19 protein-coding genes and 1 tRNA gene are annotated in these 18,144 nt (G+C 34.8%); 8 read left to right on the forward strand and 12 right to left on the reverse strand.

The window, feature by feature from the left end; translation table 11 throughout:
* The first annotated feature begins 42 nt into the window (after positions 1-42).
* The 4 genes from AAGD68_RS04975 to AAGD68_RS04990 all read left to right on the forward strand — a co-directional run bounded on the left by AAGD68_RS04975 (position 43) and on the right by AAGD68_RS04990 (position 2,837).
* The gene (locus tag AAGD68_RS04975; RefSeq protein WP_264688029.1) at positions 43-765 is read left to right on the forward strand and encodes a Bax inhibitor-1/YccA family protein; all 723 of its coding nucleotides are present in this window, start codon (positions 43-45) and stop codon (positions 763-765) included.
* Positions 766-1,302 carry a cytochrome c oxidase assembly protein gene (locus AAGD68_RS04980; protein WP_253307274.1) on the forward strand — a complete coding sequence of 179 codons (537 nt, stop codon included), beginning with the start codon at positions 766-768 and terminating at the stop codon, positions 1,300-1,302.
* 143 nt (positions 1,303-1,445) lie between these two features.
* Positions 1,446-1,760, forward strand: coding sequence for a GIY-YIG nuclease family protein (locus AAGD68_RS04985; RefSeq protein WP_253307275.1), 315 nt, complete (start codon positions 1,446-1,448; stop codon positions 1,758-1,760).
* A gap of 99 nt (positions 1,761-1,859) precedes the next feature.
* Entirely contained in the window at positions 1,860-2,837 is a 978-nt protein-coding gene (locus AAGD68_RS04990) for a quinone oxidoreductase family protein (protein WP_265016719.1), read from the forward strand.
* A gap of 1,246 nt (positions 2,838-4,083) precedes the next feature.
* Here AAGD68_RS04990 and ispH read toward each other — a convergent pair.
* Complete coding sequence (gene ispH / locus AAGD68_RS04995; RefSeq protein ID WP_253310009.1) at positions 4,084-5,013, reverse strand: 4-hydroxy-3-methylbut-2-enyl diphosphate reductase; 930 nt, start codon at positions 5,011-5,013, stop codon at positions 4,084-4,086.
* Between the two features lie 20 nt (positions 5,014-5,033).
* On the opposite strand from ispH, the gene AAGD68_RS05000 reads away from it, so the two are divergent.
* The gene (locus AAGD68_RS05000) at positions 5,034-6,659 is read left to right on the forward strand and encodes a peptidoglycan D,D-transpeptidase FtsI family protein (protein ID WP_253307277.1); all 1,626 of its coding nucleotides are present in this window, start codon (positions 5,034-5,036) and stop codon (positions 6,657-6,659) included.
* A gap of 2 nt (positions 6,660-6,661) precedes the next feature.
* Here the strand turns inward: AAGD68_RS05000 and AAGD68_RS05005 are convergent, their stop codons facing one another.
* Both AAGD68_RS05005 and elbB read right to left on the reverse strand, forming a co-directional pair.
* Positions 6,662-6,970, reverse strand: a complete 309-nt coding sequence (locus tag AAGD68_RS05005) for a hypothetical protein (RefSeq protein ID WP_253307278.1) — start codon at positions 6,968-6,970, stop codon at positions 6,662-6,664.
* A 178-nt stretch (positions 6,971-7,148) separates the two neighbouring features.
* Positions 7,149-7,856: an isoprenoid biosynthesis glyoxalase ElbB gene (elbB, locus tag AAGD68_RS05010; protein WP_253307279.1), complete on the reverse strand. Its 708-nt coding sequence runs from the start codon at positions 7,854-7,856 to the stop codon at positions 7,149-7,151.
* 274 nt (positions 7,857-8,130) lie between these two features.
* Here elbB and AAGD68_RS05015 point away from each other — a divergent pair, with 274 nt between their 5' ends.
* Positions 8,131-9,027, forward strand: a complete 897-nt coding sequence (locus AAGD68_RS05015; protein WP_373457559.1) for a hypothetical protein — start codon at positions 8,131-8,133, stop codon at positions 9,025-9,027.
* 53 nt (positions 9,028-9,080) lie between these two features.
* Here AAGD68_RS05015 and AAGD68_RS05020 read toward each other — a convergent pair whose 3' ends face one another.
* The 4 genes from AAGD68_RS05020 to AAGD68_RS05035 all read right to left on the reverse strand — a co-directional run bounded on the left by AAGD68_RS05020 (position 9,081) and on the right by AAGD68_RS05035 (position 11,735).
* Positions 9,081-9,632 (reverse strand): 5-formyltetrahydrofolate cyclo-ligase, encoded by a 552-nt coding sequence (locus tag AAGD68_RS05020; RefSeq protein ID WP_253309836.1) that lies wholly within the window; start codon positions 9,630-9,632, stop codon positions 9,081-9,083.
* Entirely contained in the window at positions 9,616-10,236 is a 621-nt protein-coding gene (locus AAGD68_RS05025; RefSeq protein ID WP_253309835.1) for an oxidoreductase, read from the reverse strand. Before AAGD68_RS05025 ends, AAGD68_RS05020 begins: the two co-directional genes overlap by 17 nt.
* Before the next feature lie 95 nt (positions 10,237-10,331).
* A complete protein-coding gene (locus AAGD68_RS05030) occupies positions 10,332-11,477 on the reverse strand; it encodes a SurA N-terminal domain-containing protein (protein ID WP_264688035.1) in 1,146 nt (381 codons plus the stop codon).
* A 167-nt stretch (positions 11,478-11,644) separates the two neighbouring features.
* A tRNA-Ser gene (locus AAGD68_RS05035) sits at positions 11,645-11,735 on the reverse strand.
* Positions 11,736-11,834: 99 nt separating this feature from the next.
* Between AAGD68_RS05035 and AAGD68_RS05040 the strand changes: the two genes are divergently transcribed.
* Both AAGD68_RS05040 and AAGD68_RS05045 read left to right on the forward strand, forming a co-directional pair.
* Positions 11,835-11,978, forward strand: coding sequence for a hypothetical protein (locus tag AAGD68_RS05040; RefSeq protein ID WP_264688036.1), 144 nt, complete (start codon positions 11,835-11,837; stop codon positions 11,976-11,978).
* Between the two features lie 61 nt (positions 11,979-12,039).
* Positions 12,040-12,171, forward strand: coding sequence for a hypothetical protein (locus tag AAGD68_RS05045; protein ID WP_264688037.1), 132 nt, complete (start codon positions 12,040-12,042; stop codon positions 12,169-12,171).
* Between the two features lie 71 nt (positions 12,172-12,242).
* On the opposite strand, the gene ppa is transcribed toward AAGD68_RS05045, so the two are convergent.
* The 5 genes from ppa to AAGD68_RS05070 all read right to left on the reverse strand — a co-directional run bounded on the left by ppa (position 12,243) and on the right by AAGD68_RS05070 (position 18,090).
* Positions 12,243-12,749 carry an inorganic diphosphatase gene (ppa, locus tag AAGD68_RS05050; RefSeq protein ID WP_182183735.1) on the reverse strand — a complete coding sequence of 169 codons (507 nt, stop codon included), beginning with the start codon at positions 12,747-12,749 and terminating at the stop codon, positions 12,243-12,245.
* A 70-nt stretch (positions 12,750-12,819) separates the two neighbouring features.
* Positions 12,820-14,040, reverse strand: a complete 1,221-nt coding sequence (locus AAGD68_RS05055; protein ID WP_265016722.1) for a hypothetical protein — start codon at positions 14,038-14,040, stop codon at positions 12,820-12,822.
* A 107-nt stretch (positions 14,041-14,147) separates the two neighbouring features.
* Entirely contained in the window at positions 14,148-15,260 is a 1,113-nt protein-coding gene (mnmA, locus tag AAGD68_RS05060) for a tRNA 2-thiouridine(34) synthase MnmA (protein ID WP_253309830.1), read from the reverse strand.
* A 317-nt stretch (positions 15,261-15,577) separates the two neighbouring features.
* On the reverse strand, positions 15,578-16,654 hold the full coding sequence (locus AAGD68_RS05065; protein ID WP_253309829.1) for a rod shape-determining protein: 1,077 nt from the start codon (positions 16,652-16,654) through the stop codon (positions 15,578-15,580).
* A 20-nt stretch (positions 16,655-16,674) separates the two neighbouring features.
* Positions 16,675-18,090: a carboxypeptidase gene (locus tag AAGD68_RS05070; RefSeq protein WP_341814158.1), complete on the reverse strand. Its 1,416-nt coding sequence runs from the start codon at positions 18,088-18,090 to the stop codon at positions 16,675-16,677.
* Between the last annotated feature and the right edge of the window lie 54 nt (positions 18,091-18,144).

An 18,144-nucleotide genomic window follows, 5' to 3' on the forward strand; every position in this document is an offset into this window, starting at 1 on the left:
ATATTATAATGTGTTAAATAATGGACAAAAGGAGTTGTATTTATGTCTTACATGAGAAATGAACAGGATATCCGCTCTCAGGGCGTTTATTATAGCGCTGGGCTCAGAAGTTACCTAACTAAAGTATATAATTACATGGCTTTAGCTTTAGGCGTTACAGGGCTTGTTGCGTTTCTAACGGTATTTTCTGGTCTTTTTCAGGTAATTCATTCTAATCCTGTTCTGTCGCTTGTGATAATATTCTCTCCAGCTGCATTGGTGATCTATATGCGGTATAGAATTCAACACCTAAGTGCTCAGTCTGCCGTTACTATATTTTTCTCGTTCTCAGTGTTAATGGGGCTTTCCTTATCTTATATTTTTATAGTTTATACTGCAGAAAATATAGCAAGAGCGTTTTTCATTACATCAATTATGTTTGGCTCTATGGCTTTATATGGTAATACCACAAAAAGAGATCTTACAAGTATGGGCTCTTTCTTGATTATGGGAGTCTTGGGGATAATTATAGCATCCATAGTAAATTTATTCCTTGGAAGTAGTCCTCTCTACTTTGCAATATCGTTCATATCAGTAATAGTCTTTACCTTAATGACTGCGTATGATGCTCAAAGAATCAAGGACGTTTATTATAAATATAACGACGGATCAGAAGTCGCTACTACTAAATTGGCAATACTGGGTGCAACTGATCTTTATTTTAACTTTATTAACATATTTCTCAATCTACTCAGGTTACTTAACTTGTTCAATAATAGGGACTAGATGTTTTCCTTTTTAAGGAAAGGTAGTAAGAATTCTATAGTTTTCTTTTTAATATCTTTAGTCGTGTTGATGCTATGTCTTGCATATGCATCGGTGCCACTATATAGCATTTTCTGTAAAGCTACCGGGTATGGTGGCACAACAAGAAAAGTAACTAATGCAACAATAAGTGCAACTGACCAAAAAATCAGGGTCCACTTCAATGCTGATATAATGTCCGATCTACCTTGGGAATTTAAATCAGAAACTAACTACGTTGACGTAAACATAGGAGAACAAAGTTTAGCATTTTATTACGCAAAAAATCTATCTGATCATCTTTCATTTGGTATGGCAGTATATAACGTTACGCCTTTCAAAGCAGGTAAGTATTTTAATAAAGTTGCATGCTTTTGTTTTGAAGAACAAATGTTGCTACCAAAACAAAAAGCTGCTATGCCCGTATCTTTCTATATAGATCCTGAGATAATGCTTGATAGTAATACAAAAGATTTGAGCGAAATAACACTATCATACACGTTTTTTAAGCTTAAGTAACAAACTTTTTCCTATTGTCATCCAAAGCTGAAAGAAGGTATCCGTTCAGGATAGCGGCAAGGTAGTATAACCATAGAGTAAAAGTGAGTTTACAACAAATGGTGTCATCCCAGTGCTTGACACTGGGATCCAGGTTACTATATATGAAAAGTTATTATGTTTATATACTTGCAAGTGAACGAAATGGAACCCTGTATATAGGTATAACATCAAATTTAATTAAACGAATTTGGGAGCATAAAAGCAAAGCCATTTCCGGTTTCACGTCAAAGTACAATGTTAGTAAATTAGTCTACTTTGAGGAGTTTCAAGACATAAATTTAGCAATTAGTAAAGAAAAGCTTCTAAAAAGCTGGCAGAGAAAATGGAAAATAAACTTAATTGAAAAAACAAATCAAGAATGGAAAGATTTATATGATGAAATCGTATCTGGATTCCAGCGTCACGCGCTGGAATGACAGGAGGTAACGCAAGAAGTCTATTGATTGTGAAAACAATAACTTTGCAAAATATTAATTATTAGATAACATAATCAAAGTTTTTATCTTACATTCATCATGGTTAGAGCTATACAAATTAAAAAAACTGGGGGGCCAGAAGTATTAGAATTTGTAGATAAGAATATAAGTGAGCCAAAAGGCGAGGAAGTTTTAGTACGTCACACAACTATCGGCTTAAATCGTTATGATTTAGAGCACAGAAAAGGTACACGCAAAATTAAAAATTTACCATCAGTGCTTGGAGTGGAAGCAGTTGGGGTTATTGAAAAACTTGGTAAAAAAATCAGTGATGGATTCAAAGTTGGAGACAGAGTTGGATATTGCACAGCTCCTCCAGGGGCATATTGTGAAAAGCGCATTATACACCAGAAATATCTGATAAAAATTCCAGATGACATATCTGATGAAGTTGCTGCTGCAGTGCTGTTTAAAGGTATGACAGCTCACTATTTAGTTAATCAATCTTATAAAGTTAGGCCTGGTGCTTTCGTGCTAGTTCATGGGGCTAATGGTGGTTTAGGACAAATAATATGCCAATGGGCAAAGGATAAAAAAGGTGTAGTGATAGGCTCTGTAAGCTCTGATGAAAAAATGAAGACAGCTTTACAAAGTGGCTGTACATACGCAATAAACTACAATGATAAAGACTTCGTTTCTAAAATTATGGAGATTACGCAAAACAGAGGAGTAGGTGCAGTGTATGACCCCATAGGTTATGCTACAAGCAAGCTCTCTTTTGAATCTTTAGGCAGGTTCGGCATATACGTTTCCTATGGGCAGATATCAGGTAACGCTCCTATTAGTTTTTCTTTACTTAGTTCACGTTCGTTATTTGCAACTGGAACCTCAATATACCATTATAAGCATGATAGATTCACATTAGTGCTTACCACAATGGAAATCTTCGAGATGATAAGAAAAAAACTTTTAACTGTACGGATCAATAAAAAATATAAATTTGATGAAATAATTCAAGCCCATCGTGATATGGAAAATAGAAAAGTAAGTGGGTTAAATATTATTAAAATCTCTTAAATAAATTAGTAATTTAAACTAACCATTCATTAAATCATATCAACTAGAATTTCACATATTTAATTCTCCTTTTGGGGAAATTAAAAGCATATAGCTAAACTGACTTAGGCTTACCGACGATTTAAAAAACCATCATTCCGCTACTCGTTAGCGGAATCTATGCTGAGATACCGCGAATAGACTTCTTGCATAACCCAAATTAAGTAGAAAAAGGTATCATCCGAGTAGCTGACACTGGTTCCTTTATGACGGCAGTAGCCCCTTCTCCTGTCATCCCAGTGCCCAGATACTTGGGATCCAGTTTCACCTTATGATGGTGTCATGAAAGTAGCTGACACTGGTTTCCATCCAAGACGGTGTCATTCCAGTCTGGAATCCAGAAAAAAGAATGGTGTCATCCCAGTGCCCAGACACTGGGATCCAGGAATTTTATTAAGTTGGTAAGCATAAAAATAGATGTTTTACGTTAAAATACAACGTTTTCGATGAGATTATATGGAAAACTGGATCCCAGTGTCAAGCACTGGGATGACAAAAAAAGGAGTACTGGAATGACAGCAGTCCTACGTCATACCGCGATTCATTCGCGGTATCTCAGCCGCTAACTGTTCTCCCTCGTCATACCGTCACGGTATCTCTAGATCCCGCTAACAAGCAGCGGGATGACGATTGTCGTTTAGCTATAAATATTTAAGAAATTTACCAAACGGAAAAAAAGGCAAAAGAAGCCCCGGTTAATATCTATTTTCAGTATTGGCGTTTTTTAAGTCTTAAACACTGCAATTTGGCTGCTTTTAAATGCAACTCACCTTATCTCAAATGTTTAAGAAATTTACTAAGTAGAAAAAAAGGCAAAAGAAATCCCGTGGTAATTAGTGTTCACTCTCTAATCCTTCAAATTGGCGTACTATACTGTCTTAAACGACTTATAAGCGCGTTTCAGCTTATATAGGTAAAAACCAGAATATTGTGAAGACATAAGGTGCACATAGTGCAAAAAATTAAAAATAAGACGCCAACTACGTTGTTTTTTTGCTGTTTAATCTGCACAGATGAAGATAACTGAATACCTTCAGTTTCATGATAAGGGGGCTGGCGGAGTTTGTCAAGTAAGTTTTTCGTTTCTATTCCCAATAAAAGTTTGTTATAAGGTTATGCAAGAAGTCTAATGAATCGCGGTATGACGTCTTAGCTATAGATGCTGATTTGTGTGATTTCAAGAGAAGCTTAGTAGATAAGTTGTGTTTTAAACCAAATTCGGTATTTTAAACTGAACATTTTCAATAATACCACCTGGCATCACTGAAATTTTTACACTCAGGTTTACTTTTAGGTAGTCCATTAATTCATCAACCAATATGTCAGGAGCAGAAGCACCTGCAGTGATTCCTATCTTTTCTACGCCATGAAACCAGCTTTTATTCACACAGCTGTAATTATCAATTAAGTAGGCTCTTTTTCCTCTGGCAGTGCACAGATCTAATAAGCGGTTTGAATTTGAGCTATTTTTACTTCCTACAACTAACACCATGTCTACAATTTCAGCTAGCTTTTTAACAGCATTTTGTCTGTTTTGCGTTGCATAGCATATGTCCTTTAAATCTGGACCTGTTATGCTTGGAAACCTGAGCTTCAGGGCAACAATAATTTCACGGGTATCGTCGATGCTTAACGTGGTTTGTGTAACATAAGATAAATTATCTGGATCTTTAACTTTTAAATTGCGTACGTCCTGCACAGTTTGCACTAAAATGATAGGATTATTTACTCTTCCTCTAATTCCCTTAACTTCTGGATGGTTTTCATGCCCAATGAGAATTAGTTCTTTACCACCGTTTTCATACCTTTTTGCCTCTTTATGCACTTTGCTGACTAAAGGACATGTTGCATCAATCACTTGAATACCCTTTCTTTTTGCCTCATCTTCTATATTTTTTGACACTCCGTGCGCGCTGAAGATCAGTATTCCTCCATTATCTTCAATTTCCTCGATACTGTTCACAAAAACCACTCCTTGTCTCTTAAAGTCCTCTACTATATATTTATTGTGAACAATTTCGTGTAGCACATAAACTTGGCACTTGTTTTTGTATTTTTCTAAAGTAATAGCTAATATGTCCACAGCTCTTTTTACCCCGGCACAAAAACCTCGCGGCTCAGCTAAGATAATTTCCATTTTTGTCAAATCAAGTAAATATGCAAGCATTACTTAAAAATAAGCTCCGCTCACTGTGTTTTATAGTACCATTATTTACGTTTTATATAATAATTATTTTTCGCATATTCTCTTTAACATTTGATCAACCTACTACTTCAGAAAATTTTAGAAAAGATAATACAGTATATAAACAACCTGATATTTTAGATAGAAATGGAGTGGTAATAGCAACAAATGTGCCCACAACATCACTATATACAGATGCAACCAAAGTAAAGAATCCGGAAAGTATAGCAGCACAACTGTGTTCTATTTTGAATGATCTTGAATACGAGAATTCATATAGAGTACTTACTTCAAAAAAGAAATTTGCTTGGGTAAAGCGGCACTTGACTCCAAAAGAACTGTTAGCAATAAAAAATGCCGGCGTGCCAGGAATAAACTTCTATAACGATGTAAAACGTATATATCCTCACAGTAATTTATTTTCACACGTGCTTGGTTACACTGACATAGATGGCAACGGTATTGCAGGAGTTGAGGCATATATAAGTAAAAACAAACAACATTCTGTTATCCAAGTAGCTGACACTGGGGTCCAGAAAAAAAATACGTGGATTCCAGCATTACGCGCTGGAATAACACCTTACCAGGGTATTCAACTATCCTTAGATACACGAGTGCAAAGCATAGTGCATGAAGAGCTAACTAAAGCTGTAAGCAGATATCAGGCACTCGGCGGAGTAGGAATTGTTTTAAATGTGAGAAATAGTGAAGTCATCTCAATGGTCAGTCTGCCTGATTTTAACCCCAACCTACAGAATAAGGCAGAAGACGTACAAAAGTTTAATCGCGCCAGTCTTGGGGTGTATGAGATGGGGTCGGTATTAAAATTCTTTACAATAGCCGCAGCGCTTGATGCAAACGTTGTAAAAATTGATGATTTATATGACGTGTCAAAGCCAATCACTATTGGGAAATATAAAATTTATGATCTTCATGAATTTAAGATTCCGGAAATCACTGTGCGAGATATATTTGTGAAATCATCCAACATTGGTGCAGCAAAAATTGCAGTTAAATTAGGTATTGAAAAACAAGTAGAATACTTTAAAGCTATGAAGCTATTTTCTCCTTTGAAAATAGAAATACCAGAAAAATCTACACCGATAATCCCGGATAAATGGAGTGAAAACACTTTAATAACAGCATCTTATGGTTATGGCATAGCTGTAACTCCTATACATCTTGCACAAACTGCAGCAGCATTAATCAACAATGGGGTATTTCATAACGCAACCTTGATGTTGAATAAGAGAAGTATAGGAGAGCAAATTATCTCAAGAAGAACTTCCAGGGAAATGAGAAAATTATTACGCGCAGCAGTAACGGATGGCACTGGCAGCAGAGCAAAAATAAAGGCATATTCAATAGGGGGAAAGACTGGATCGGCGGAAAAAGTTGTAGATGGTAAATATAGCAAAGATGCAAACATAGCGTCATTTATAGGAGTGCTAACCATGCTTGACCCAAGGTATATAGTGCTAATTGCTATTGATGAACCTCAAGGGATACACCATACCGGGGGAATAATTGCTGCGCCTATAGTAAAGAACATTATAAATAGAATAGCACCTATACTAAATGTTACACCTGAGATGTAAAATTATGATTGCTTTACTATAACTTCAAATCTATCATTACCAAAATTCTTATTAATATACCAAGAACCATCATCTTTAGTTACAAATTCAAGACCTTTAAGGTCTCTTTCTATTGTCTTTCCATTTTGACCATCAATAGCGATATTAATATCGAATGTAATAACGTCTAGATTTATCATAGCTTCTTTCCCGCTGCACGAATTTAGACTGAACTTGCCTAACATAACATCATTAAAACTCACTTCCCCTGTATAGACATCACACTGACCGTCCATACAACACGTAGTTTCAATATAGAAAAGGTCTGACATATAAAATACCTTACGTTTATAAAAAAAGAGCTAAATATATATAGCTAGTGCAGCCCTACGCCATACCACTAACAAGTAATAGTCAGTAAACCTAGGTCTCTTAGCTATATAACCATAATACAGCTAGGAATGTAAAGTTCAACAGTTAATTGTGTAAGGAAGTCTAAATTACTACATCTTAGAGGAATGGTTGTTTAGTTTTTTTGTTAATCTTTTTTACCATACTGTCAATCATATGCTTTATCCCTTGATATACAGAGTATGTACTTTCGTCGCTACGCATATAAGCAGAACAGGAAAATACATTATACTCTTCGTCTTCTATTGATAACCCTGTATCGCACTTTATGTGTTTGCCGCCAAGCTTCTCTATCAACTGTTCTTTGTCATCTCCTATAGTTACCTTAATCTCACTTTCTTCTTTACCTATCTTGCTACTTAAAATTGAAACAATTACGGCTGGAGATATGCATATTGCTCCTATTGGCTTTTTTGTGACAAAAAATTCTGAAACTAATCTTTCAAATTCAGGCATTACTGTCACCATGTCTTTATTTTCAGCTAAGTCAGATAAATTTTTCGCAACCCCGTATCCACCAGGTACGACTAGCATGTCAAAATTTTCAGCTTTGGCTTCTTTTAAGTCATATATTTCGCCTCTTGCGATTCTTGCTGCTTCTACAAGTACATTCCTTTTTTCTTTCACTGCCTCCTTTGTTTTATGATTCATAACTTGTGTGATATTGATGTCAGGTGCAAAGCATTTAACATCCACTTCCTGCTGATCAAGCACAAGCAGACTTAAAACCGCTTCTCTTACCTCTGCACCGTCAAGGTGACCACACCCTGATAAAATCACAGCAGCTTTTAATTTTTTTTCACCCATAAAGTACCTTGATTTCATATAATCTAGATATTTTAATACAAATTCTATATTTGGAAAGGGGTATGTTATATTAATTATGATATAATTAATAATTAGTATGTATAATTAGGCATATTTACAGTCAATGGAGTAAAATGTGGCTGAGTTCTTTGATAATGAAACTGACTACCAAGAACTAAGAAAAGCTATTTCAGATATAATAGAAAGCATCGCACAATTCCCACAGGAAGAAAAAGGGAAGTTGTTTGAAGCCCTATCAGAACAAGTTAAAGGGATGAATCTCAAAGATTTAGGTTTAGCGATTAATGACCAAGGCTTGCAAAAGGAGGTAAACAAAGAATTATTTATAAAATTCATTGAAGAAGCACTTAAAGGGTTAACTTCTGAAAACGTTGACTCAAAAATAATAGAAGAGGCGTTAAAATCTGTTAATCAGCAAGCAATAAGTAATGTTATAAATAATAATAAAGGTCCGCTGGACAATCTAGTCAATTATTTTAAATCAGCATCTGCAAATAAAAAAATTGGAATAGCTTCTACAGCAATAGTATTGGGAGTAGCATTTTCTCCGCTTATTGTGCTTGCTACATTAATAGCGCTTGTAGCTATTGGAGCGCGTTATGTAGGAATAGGTATAGGAAAGGCAGGGGAAAAAATAAAAGAAGGAGCGATTGAAGCAGGAAAAGCAGTGAAAAGTTCATATAAGGATTTAATAGATAAATTACCTACAGTTCAAGCAAGAGAGAATAACTTTAGTAGATTAAGAACAAACGTGCTTGAAACTATTGCAAACATTAGTCTTAAAGATAACGAAGGCGTTGACGCTAAAAAAGGTCTTGATGATGGGAAAAAAATATTAGAAATGCTTCAAAATGAAAGGCAGCGATCTGCTATACAAGAGTTAGTAAAGAATGGAACCATTCAAAATTTTTCAGAAGATGATATGAGCAGACTTCTGGAAAAGGGCCTCAGTACTCATGTAGCAGATATGAAAGCACTTAATGATCTTATAAATAAATTTCAACCTGCAATTATGGCTATTGGTAACGGTAAAATAGAAGATGTAGAACAAAAAGTTAATGAGAAAGCTCAGGAAATGAAGCCAGATTCTCAATTAGGTAGTTCAAGTGCTGAACGAGTGAGTGAAGAAGGAATCACAGGACCGGGTTGATGCATTTGAGGAGCGTTTTGACGCAAAAATTACTATCAGAAAGTGGGGTTACGCTACTCCTTTCTATCCACTTTTTTGAGCAATCCACCTCCACATCTAACACACATCTCAGTGATTATAATATCCAATTTTTGATCATGTTTTTCTACAGGTAAATCTTTACAATATTGTTTCTCATAGGCTACACCTATAAATATTTTTCCAAGCGGCCGTAATTTTTTTATCATTGTATCATACCAACCACCGCCAAAACCTAATCTATTAAAATGATCATCAAAAGCAACAACAGGAGTAATGATTGTGTCGGGAATTACATCTTCATTTGTTTCGTTCCATCCCTCAAATCTTAGCAACTGATTTTTATCAGGAATTGCTACTTTATAACCTAAATAGAGCAAACGACACATCAAAGGGACAACATTTATTTCCCCATCCATTGGAACGTAAGCCGCAATTGTTTTGCCTTTAACGTAACTTAAGTTCTGATTAAAGAGATTAATAAGGGAACTTGCCGCATAACTGGAATAACTTTCATCAATATCTTTTCTTATAGCTCTATATTGCTCTCTTATTTCCTTTTTGTGCTGTTTAATATCTTTGAACATGATCTATCCATTTCGCAGTGAGTTTTTCTTGTAAACTATTTTGCTTTAAGCGCTCACTTAAAAAATCAAAGTCAATAAATTCCATATCCTGGTCTTGATTACTGCAACTATAAACAAAACTCCTTTCTCCTGTTTCCGTATTTATATGTTGCTGAACACACTGAGCGCAGATTTCTTTCATCATACACTGCATAGGAGAATTAACTGACGATATTGCTATGTGACTTGACTTCAGATATGGCTTTAAAATTGTTTTTCTAGCTTCATTCACAGCTTTCATCATTTTATCAGAACCAATAGTGATAATTTTATCTATAGTGTTTAAATTAATACCTAATCTTCCTTGTTGATAAGAGACTATTGCATCAACTATATTACCATGAAAGGATTTATCTTGATCTCTGCTTGTTTCTATCAATCCTTCTTCACATGCCCAAACTACTGCATTTGATGCACGCTCTATCAGTGCTCGTTTAAATACATCACTTAATTTCTTATAGCCAGCAAAGTACAAAACCTTATTATTATTTTCAAGACACGCCTTCCCTATCGAAAATAATACTGCATTTCCAACTCCACCACCAATTAGCATTATATTCTTCATGTGCTATTTTAACTATATTTGTTCAAATTTTTTGAAATTTTATAGAACAAAGTAATTTTCGTACACAAAGACAGAGACAAGGACACTCTCTGACTTCAACTATACCGATAACTGACAGCTGAATTTTTACGCATATCATCTAATAACAAGTTGCTTTGTATCATAATCTTTTGTTGGTACATCTGCTGTTTAATTGCTTCTATATCCGCTGCATTACTCTTGATATCACACAACATCATTAACTTTGCAGTGCCATTTTCTCTTAATTCTACTATTTCATTCACACTTGTTTTACTAAATAAAATCTGTAAATCAGGATTTAAATCTCGCATTTTTATTTCAAACTCTTTTGCGTTTGGCAACTTAAAATCATCTGCTAATTTGTCAAAATTTAAACAATTGACCTTTTGCTCTTGAAAATTATCCAATAAACTTTCTGAACCCTCAACCACAATCTGTTTTAATTTTAAAGTGCTTTCCAGCAGTGCATAATTAAGTTGTACCTTGTCTATGACTTTTATAATAGAGTAACCTTCACTGAAACTGAATGGACCTGCTATATCGCCGGTTTCTAGTCTTTCTAAAACGCTCTTAAGTTTATCTTTGAGCTGACTTAAATTAACTGTTGCTTTACGCATCTTTATTGGAGATTCCGGGTTATTACTATTACGTAATTTTTTTACTAAATCTTCAGCTATGCCATAAACATCCTTGTCTTTTTGATCAGGAATTATAAACTCTTGGAACGTGATAAGATAATCCGGCTTTTCTGTTTGCCTTTTTACATCATCTACTTCTTTATCGCTTATATTAATAAATGGCACAATTCTTACTTCAATAATTTTGCTCCATAGTAACTGACATTTTATTTGTTTTCTTAAAATACTAAGATCTATATTATGCTTTTTTATGTATTGATCAACTTCATTAGCCTTAAGTTTAAAACTTTGGGTTAAAAATAATATGATAGCATTATCTAACTCCTCGTTGCTCAATTTTATATTCAGCCTCTGTGCTTCATTGATAATGATAATTTCGTCTATTAGCTCCCTAAGAATTTGAGGTTTTGCTTCTTTTTGATTAACACTTTGAGTGCCAAACAATGAATTTATAAAGTTGATGCGTTTTTCGATATCTAAATTTGAAATTGGCTCACCATTTACATCTGCAACAATTTCAATCTCGGTTGCAAGCAACCTAAGTGGCAACACTATCAACAGTAAAATTAGTATTTTATGCATATAAGTAAGGTTAACAACCAATTCTATAATAAATACTGAGTCAACGCTAGCCAACTTTTTAATAGCTATCTAAGCAAAGACGGAAATAAAAACCATTGCAACAAGATCAGGTAAACAGGCTAAAAACATGCCAATATAGCGAATTCAGACCGTGCTAAAACAGTATACGGAAGGAGAGGGATTCGAACCCTCGATACGACTTTTCAATCGTATAACGGTTTAGCAAACCGCCGCCTTCAGCCGCTCGGCCACCCTTCCAAATTTAGAACCTAAAGATTATATAATACCAAGACCTCTACCGCCTGTCTAATGCTTTTAACAGCAACATTTTTCCGAACAACTGTAATTTTTAGATCTGTGGTACAAAAATCTATAGCTAACCCAAGAAAGGTTTCCCTACGTCATACCGCAATTCATTCCACAACTGTACGAACATTACAATTTGAGCCTACCAGAAGAATGTCATCCCAGTGCCCAGACACTGGGATCCAGGAATTTTGATTGGGCACTAAGTTGGTAAGCATAAAAGTGGCTGGTCTTATGTTAAAACACAACGTTCTTGATGAGATTACGGCAAGGTTGGATTCCAGTGTCAAGCACTGGAATGACACCATTTGCTGTGCAGTTTACCTTCAAGAATGAATGTTCGTACAGTTGTGCGCGGTATCTCAGCATAGATTCCGCTAACAAGTAGCGGAATGACGAATTTGTTGTTTTTCAAATTGTAGGCAAACCTAAGCCACTTTAGCTATAAATCAACAAAAACTAATTTCTGCTTTTTTCAATGATTTTCTTTGCTTCTTCTACACCAACCCATTCTCCAACTGCTACCGTTTTTCCCTTTTCTAGATCTTTATAATGAGAAAAGAAATGAGCAATTTTATCTAGTAGGTTTTTAGATAAGTCAGAATAGTCCTTTATATTGTCATAATAGCTATCAACACTGGAAACAGGCACAGCTAATATCTTTTCATCTTCTCCTTTTTCATCTTTAGTGAGTAATGCGCCTATTGGACGCACCGATATTAAAACACTAGATGCTAAGGGAAATTGAGTTAGCACCAAAACATCCACAGGATCACCATCACCTGCGCAGGTATTTGGTATAAACCCATAATTGCAAGGATAAGTCATTGAGGTAGACAAAAATCTGTCAACTTGTAACAACCCAAGCTCTTTATTAAATTCATACTTTACAGGCTCAGCATTTGCACTTATTTCAATTACCACATTCACCGCATTTGGTACCGCTGTTATTTTACTTAAATCCATAAATTACCTTCTTAACTTAAGAATAAGCATTATACAATATGTACTTTTAAGTTGCTACATTTATGTAGTTCTAAGCTTGTTTTGCATGGAGCGATTCTAAATTTTCATTCGTCATTCCATTGACTGTTGAAAGTGGTGGTTTCTGTGATAATTGAAATAAAGCATATACTATTACAATAGTAAGCACCGCACCAACTATCAAGTTAGTAAGGTTGTCTTGTGGCAAAACATTTTTTATTGAGTTGAACAATTTTTGCTCCATAAGGAAATAATCAGCAACATATAACCCAACAGATAATACAAACATACCCAAAATAAGTTTACAGACTGTGTTTTTATGGTCTTTTTCTTTTTTCTTGCTGACAATGAAATTTGGCCTACATTTATTCTCTTCTTGTGGCACTGAGTAGTATATATTTTTAGGGCTCGTTACTAATTGTTCAAATTCATCACTATTTTGGTTTTTTAACAGTTGCTCTAGGGTGTTTTTTGTATTTATAGGATATATTAATCCATCCATTTTTAATTCTTTCTCTTGTCGATCCACATTCTCATGGTCGATTGTATATTTATCTCTACTTGATAACTTGATCATATGTAGTGCTTTAGCTAAGAACATTGTATAATGCGCTATTAACTGATTCTCACATATCTCTAATACTTCTCTTTTTACTGTTTTGTTAGATGACGAAAGTTCTTTATAGTGACCACCCAAAGAAAAGAACAATGCTATATCTTTATCTGCTTTTATGTCATGAATGGAATAATAGCTGCTGATAATGCACTTATTTAATGCAAATTCTCTGTCATATTTGTTTAATGTAGTTTTTTCATTTAGTAACTTTCTAACACCAATAAGTACTTTATTTTCAAAATCTTTTTCTGTTTTAAATATTGCTTCTCTCTTTGGATTTGCTAAGATGTTAAGTAAATCTAATTTACTTCCATCTACTTCTACTACTTCATTTATATCTCTATTTAACTCAGACCCTTTAATAACTTCATATATTTTATCTATGACATCTTTAGTATTCAGGTTGTTGTTTTCACTAAGTATCTTATAAGCTTGAGCATAAATTAAAAACAGCCCTTGTAGACTAAACTTTAAGTTAAAATATTCATCTAATGGCTCCCCCTCTTTTTTAATGAATGCAGACAAACCAAAATGATTTCTGCAGTCCATACTACGATCTAAGTCGGCATGTTGAAAGCCACCTAAAAAAATAAACAAAGTCTCTAATAAATTACCCTTACCAACAATTTTTATTAGTTCTTCAACTTCCTTAACCATTGCTAAAACCTATAATGTTCTACTTTATAGTATAAGCGATATAGGGTAAAATAGCAATAAATATTATTGTACGTTTACATTCTGCATAAAAAAATTAAGCCACCCAGTTAAGAGCATATCCATCCTCCACCGATAACTTGTTCACCTTTATATGCCACACAGGCTTGACCTGGACTGATGCCAAAGTAATCGTCGTTTAAAATGACACAGGCTTTATTTTTTTCGTCAGTTGAATGTATTGTTGCTAAACTTCCCGCATGTGATGATCTCAGCTTCACAGTTACTTCCATACCTTCCTTTGGTTGTTCTAACCAATTTAACTCCTTGATCAATATTTTTTTTTGCATTAATGCGTTGATCGGACCTACTATAACCTCATTATTTTCTGTATTAATTTTTATCACATAAAGAGGTTCATTGTGTGCGATACCCAAGCCCTTTCTTTGCCCCACTGTAAAATTTACTATGCCACTGTGCTCGCCTAGCACTTTTCCATTAACATCCACTATTTTACCTTTCTGTACAGATTGTGGAGCTAATTTAGCTATTGTTTTACTATAGCTTTCGGAAACAAAGCATATATCTTGACTGTCCGGCTTTTCAGAAATTTGTAAGCTGAAATACTTTGCTAATTTTCTTATATCACTTTTATAGAACCCACCTAGTGGAAATCGCAAAAGCTTCAACTGCTCCTTTGTTGTAGCAAATAGAAAATAGCTTTGATCTTTACTTTTATCAATGCTTCTGCACAACTTTACCTCACCATTTTTTTCTAATCTTCTCACGTAATGTCCTGTTACAAGCACATCCGCACCAAGATTTTTTGTAACTTGCAATAGATCACGAAATTTTACCGTTTGGTTACATCTTACGCATGGTATGGGAGTTTCCCCACGCATATAGGTACTTGCAAAATCCTCTATTACTTCCTTTTTGAATATTTCCTCGTAGTTTAAAATATAGTGAGGAAAGCCAACACTTTCAGCCACGCGCTTAGCGTCGTAAATATCCTGTCCAGCACAACATGCACCTTTTCTTGCGTTAGCATTACCGTCGGTGCCATAGAGTTGAAGAGTCACACCTATCACCTGGTACCCAAAGTTATATAGCAGTGCTGCAGCAACGGAGCTATCAACTCCCCCGGACATTGCAACAATAGCCTTGGTCTGGTGCGGAGCTCTATCTTTTAGCAGAGGTTCAATTTTAAATTCTTTTAGCATAATCGCCTTAATTTATAAACGCAAATTTTGTGTCATTCCAACATACAACTGTGCAAACGTTTTGATTTGGGGGCAATTTACATAGTAGATGATGTCATGAAAGTAGCTGACACTGGAATCTAGTGTCTATTTATGCAAATTCATTAAAACAGCATATTTATTTGTAATTAAGTTTCCTGGATCCCAGTGTCAGCTACTCGGATGACACCCTTTCCTGCTGGAAGTTGCCTTCAAATTACTTGGTGCGTGACACTGGGATCTCATTTATATTACATAATTCCATCAAAACAATTCGATAAACTACCTTCAAAAACAATTTAATCTTGCTTGAATAAAACATGGCCAAAATAATCCATGTTTTCAAGCACTTTTCCACTACCCAAGGCAACACAACAAAGTGGGTCATCTGCAACACGAACTGGTAATTTTGTTGTTTCACTGATAACTTTGCCCAAGTTACGCAATAATCCACCACCACCGGATAAAATTATTCCTCTATCGACTATATCAGAAGAAAGTTCAGGTGGAGTGCTCTCCAGTGCAGTCCTAATAGCAGAAATTATCTGATGTACAGGCTCTATTAAACTCTCTGCAACTTGATATTCTGATAAAAGCATTTCTTTTGGCATGCCACTCACTAAATCCCTGCCTTTAATTATCATTCCCTCTTTGTTATTTTCACCTGGCAGACTGGCTGAACCTACGTTTTTCTTAATTTTTTCAGCAGTTGTTTCACCGATTAATAACTTATGATTTTCACGAATATACGATTTTATTGCTTCATCCATAATATCGCCACCTACTCTGGCAGAACGTGAATAAACAATTCCGCCTAAAGAAATAATTGCAACTTCAGTTGTACCGCCTCCTATATCAACGATCATAGAACCCTCAGGTTCAGTAACTGGGAGCCCAGCTCCGATTGCTGCAGCCATTGGTTCTTCAATCAAAAATACTTCATTTGCACCAGCACTTTCTGCTGCATCTTGTATAGCACGCCTTTCAACTGGCGTGGATCCAGATGGAACGCATATGATAATATTAGGTTTATTAACAGTGAATTTTGTGTTTGCACTGCGTATGAAATATTTTAGCATTTCTTCCGCACTTTTAAAATCAGCAATAACTCCATCCTTTAAGGGCCTTATCGCCTCTATTTCTCCAGGCGTTTTTCCAAGCATCATTTTAGCTTTTTTACCAAAAGCATAAGGAACGTAGCTTCCTTTTTCTTTTACTCTTGCTACAACTGAAGGCTCATCAAGCACTATTCCCTGATTTTTCTGATAAACTAAAGTGTTTGCAGTACCAAGGTCTATGGCAATATCGCTAGCAAACAAACCTTTGAAAGTAAAAAGGCTATAAAACTTTCCGGTCAATTTTCGAACAAAATTCATACATAACTCAAGAAAACCATTTATTGAGACAAATTATACTTTTCAGATAGGTAGTAAGTAACACACTCAACGTCTAAACCCTTGCCTGTTACTTTTTTTAGCAGTTCCAGGCCACACTTTGCACTGTATATATTTTGAGATAACCAACTGATAAGTAAACTAAAATCTCCTTTTATTATAGCACTTAATGATTCGTAATGATTCTTTTTAACGAAAGAGAAAATCTGCACAGCAGCAATTAAAGCAATAATTTTTATAGGAAAGTAGCCCATAACACCGCTTGCCCAATATTCATCTTGAAAATAAGTGTCCAGCTCATTTTTAGCTTTTACTGGAATTTTATAGTGCTTCATACCTTCCAGCCACGCATCGTGCAGATCCTTAACTTCCAGTGTACCATTTATTATATCCTGTTCTAACCTAGTTCTCAACATAATATGAGCTAACAGACTAAATTCATCTGCGTTCTTTAAAGAAGAGGAAAGGTTTATTTCATTGAAAACCAAGTGCAAATTTTCAACACTGCTATTAGTTTTGCCTTTTATAGCAAATTTCTCTTTTATGTGTGGTTGAATGAACTCAATAAATTCTCTGGATGTTCCAATCATCCTTTCCATGAATAACCCTTGAGTTTCATACATAACATGTCTCGTAATTGGGCTACTTATAGAATTTTGCGCTAAACATTTTTGATAAATCGCATAACCACTATGCCGTAAAAGTGAAAATAAACCATAACAAAAATCAGATTCATCATAATCTATAGGGTAGTAATAAGAAGTACGAATCTCATTTAGTGCAATACCCATTTGCTGTAAACATAACGAGCCAAGTTCAATCTGCTTCTGAGTAGCAACTCTTTGTATATTAGTAACCTTATCCTTTTTCTGCTTTTCAATTATTTCATCCACATTTTCGCTAAAAAATTTGCCTACCTTGGGGAATACTTCCCTTATATTCTTTTCTGTGATATCAGAGTCATAGTCAGCAAGCAGTGAGTCGTATTTTGAGCATTTTAATTGCTGCGATTTTATAGAAGCTACTTCGCAAATGAGTGTGATTAAATCAGTAAAACGTTCTTTTAGTTTTTCTAAGTTACTGGTTTCAGAATGAGATAGTTTCCATAAATTTTGGCATTCAACCTTAGCTTTGGATAAAGACTTTACTAAATCAATAGGAACAGCACTGTTGCTTTTATGTATTCTCTCTATTAACTTTAGCTGCTGAGTATTTGCACTTTTTTTGTTACCAAGAGCATCTGCTAATGATTCCTTTATTGCATCATGAGAGATAATTTCATGTCTGATTTCTTCTAGAAGACTCATTTGTTCAACTTTGTCCTCTATATTCAATTGGCTTTGGTTTAGTACTTTTAGCGTATTTTCGATATTCTTTACCCTATATAATACTTCCTCTAAAAACTTATAAGATTTCATAATTTGTTCATTGTTTTAGAAAACATCTCTTTAATATCGTAATAGATTAATAAT

It is taken from the genome of Wolbachia endosymbiont (group A) of Machimus atricapillus (genome assembly GCF_964027095.1).
Lineage (GTDB): Bacteria > Pseudomonadota > Alphaproteobacteria > Rickettsiales > Anaplasmataceae > Wolbachia.

What these genes read in the sequence shown, in the direction of transcription:
- ispH (WP_253310009.1), bottom strand. Translation starts at nt 5,013, where the DNA reads ATGGAAATTATCTTAGCTGAGCCGCGAGGTTTTTGTGCCGGGGTAAAA.
- mnmA (WP_253309830.1), bottom strand. Translation starts at nt 15,260, where the DNA reads ATGCTAAAAGAATTTAAAATTGAACCTCTGCTAAAAGATAGAGCTCCG.
- elbB (WP_253307279.1), bottom strand. Translation starts at nt 7,856, where the DNA reads ATGGGTGAAAAAAAATTAAAAGCTGCTGTGATTTTATCAGGGTGTGGT.
- AAGD68_RS04975 (WP_264688029.1), top strand. Translation starts at nt 43, where the DNA reads ATGTCTTACATGAGAAATGAACAGGATATCCGCTCTCAGGGCGTTTAT.
- AAGD68_RS05070 (WP_341814158.1), bottom strand. Translation starts at nt 18,090, where the DNA reads ATGAAATCTTATAAGTTTTTAGAGGAAGTATTATATAGGGTAAAGAAT.
- AAGD68_RS04980 (WP_253307274.1), top strand. Translation starts at nt 766, where the DNA reads ATGTTTTCCTTTTTAAGGAAAGGTAGTAAGAATTCTATAGTTTTCTTT.
- AAGD68_RS04990 (WP_265016719.1), top strand. Translation starts at nt 1,860, where the DNA reads ATGGTTAGAGCTATACAAATTAAAAAAACTGGGGGGCCAGAAGTATTA.
- AAGD68_RS05030 (WP_264688035.1), bottom strand. Translation starts at nt 11,477, where the DNA reads ATGCATAAAATACTAATTTTACTGTTGATAGTGTTGCCACTTAGGTTG.
- AAGD68_RS04985 (WP_253307275.1), top strand. Translation starts at nt 1,446, where the DNA reads ATGAAAAGTTATTATGTTTATATACTTGCAAGTGAACGAAATGGAACC.
- AAGD68_RS05045 (WP_264688037.1), top strand. Translation starts at nt 12,040, where the DNA reads ATGAGATTACGGCAAGGTTGGATTCCAGTGTCAAGCACTGGAATGACA.
- AAGD68_RS05025 (WP_253309835.1), bottom strand. Translation starts at nt 10,236, where the DNA reads ATGAAGAATATAATGCTAATTGGTGGTGGAGTTGGAAATGCAGTATTA.
- AAGD68_RS05015 (WP_373457559.1), top strand. Translation starts at nt 8,131, where the DNA reads ATGAATCTCAAAGATTTAGGTTTAGCGATTAATGACCAAGGCTTGCAA.
- AAGD68_RS05000 (WP_253307277.1), top strand. Translation starts at nt 5,034, where the DNA reads ATGCAAGCATTACTTAAAAATAAGCTCCGCTCACTGTGTTTTATAGTA.
- ppa (WP_182183735.1), bottom strand. Translation starts at nt 12,749, where the DNA reads ATGGATTTAAGTAAAATAACAGCGGTACCAAATGCGGTGAATGTGGTA.
- AAGD68_RS05005 (WP_253307278.1), bottom strand. Translation starts at nt 6,970, where the DNA reads ATGTCAGACCTTTTCTATATTGAAACTACGTGTTGTATGGACGGTCAG.
- AAGD68_RS05055 (WP_265016722.1), bottom strand. Translation starts at nt 14,040, where the DNA reads ATGGTTAAGGAAGTTGAAGAACTAATAAAAATTGTTGGTAAGGGTAAT.
- AAGD68_RS05020 (WP_253309836.1), bottom strand. Translation starts at nt 9,632, where the DNA reads ATGTTCAAAGATATTAAACAGCACAAAAAGGAAATAAGAGAGCAATAT.
- AAGD68_RS05065 (WP_253309829.1), bottom strand. Translation starts at nt 16,654, where the DNA reads ATGAATTTTGTTCGAAAATTGACCGGAAAGTTTTATAGCCTTTTTACT.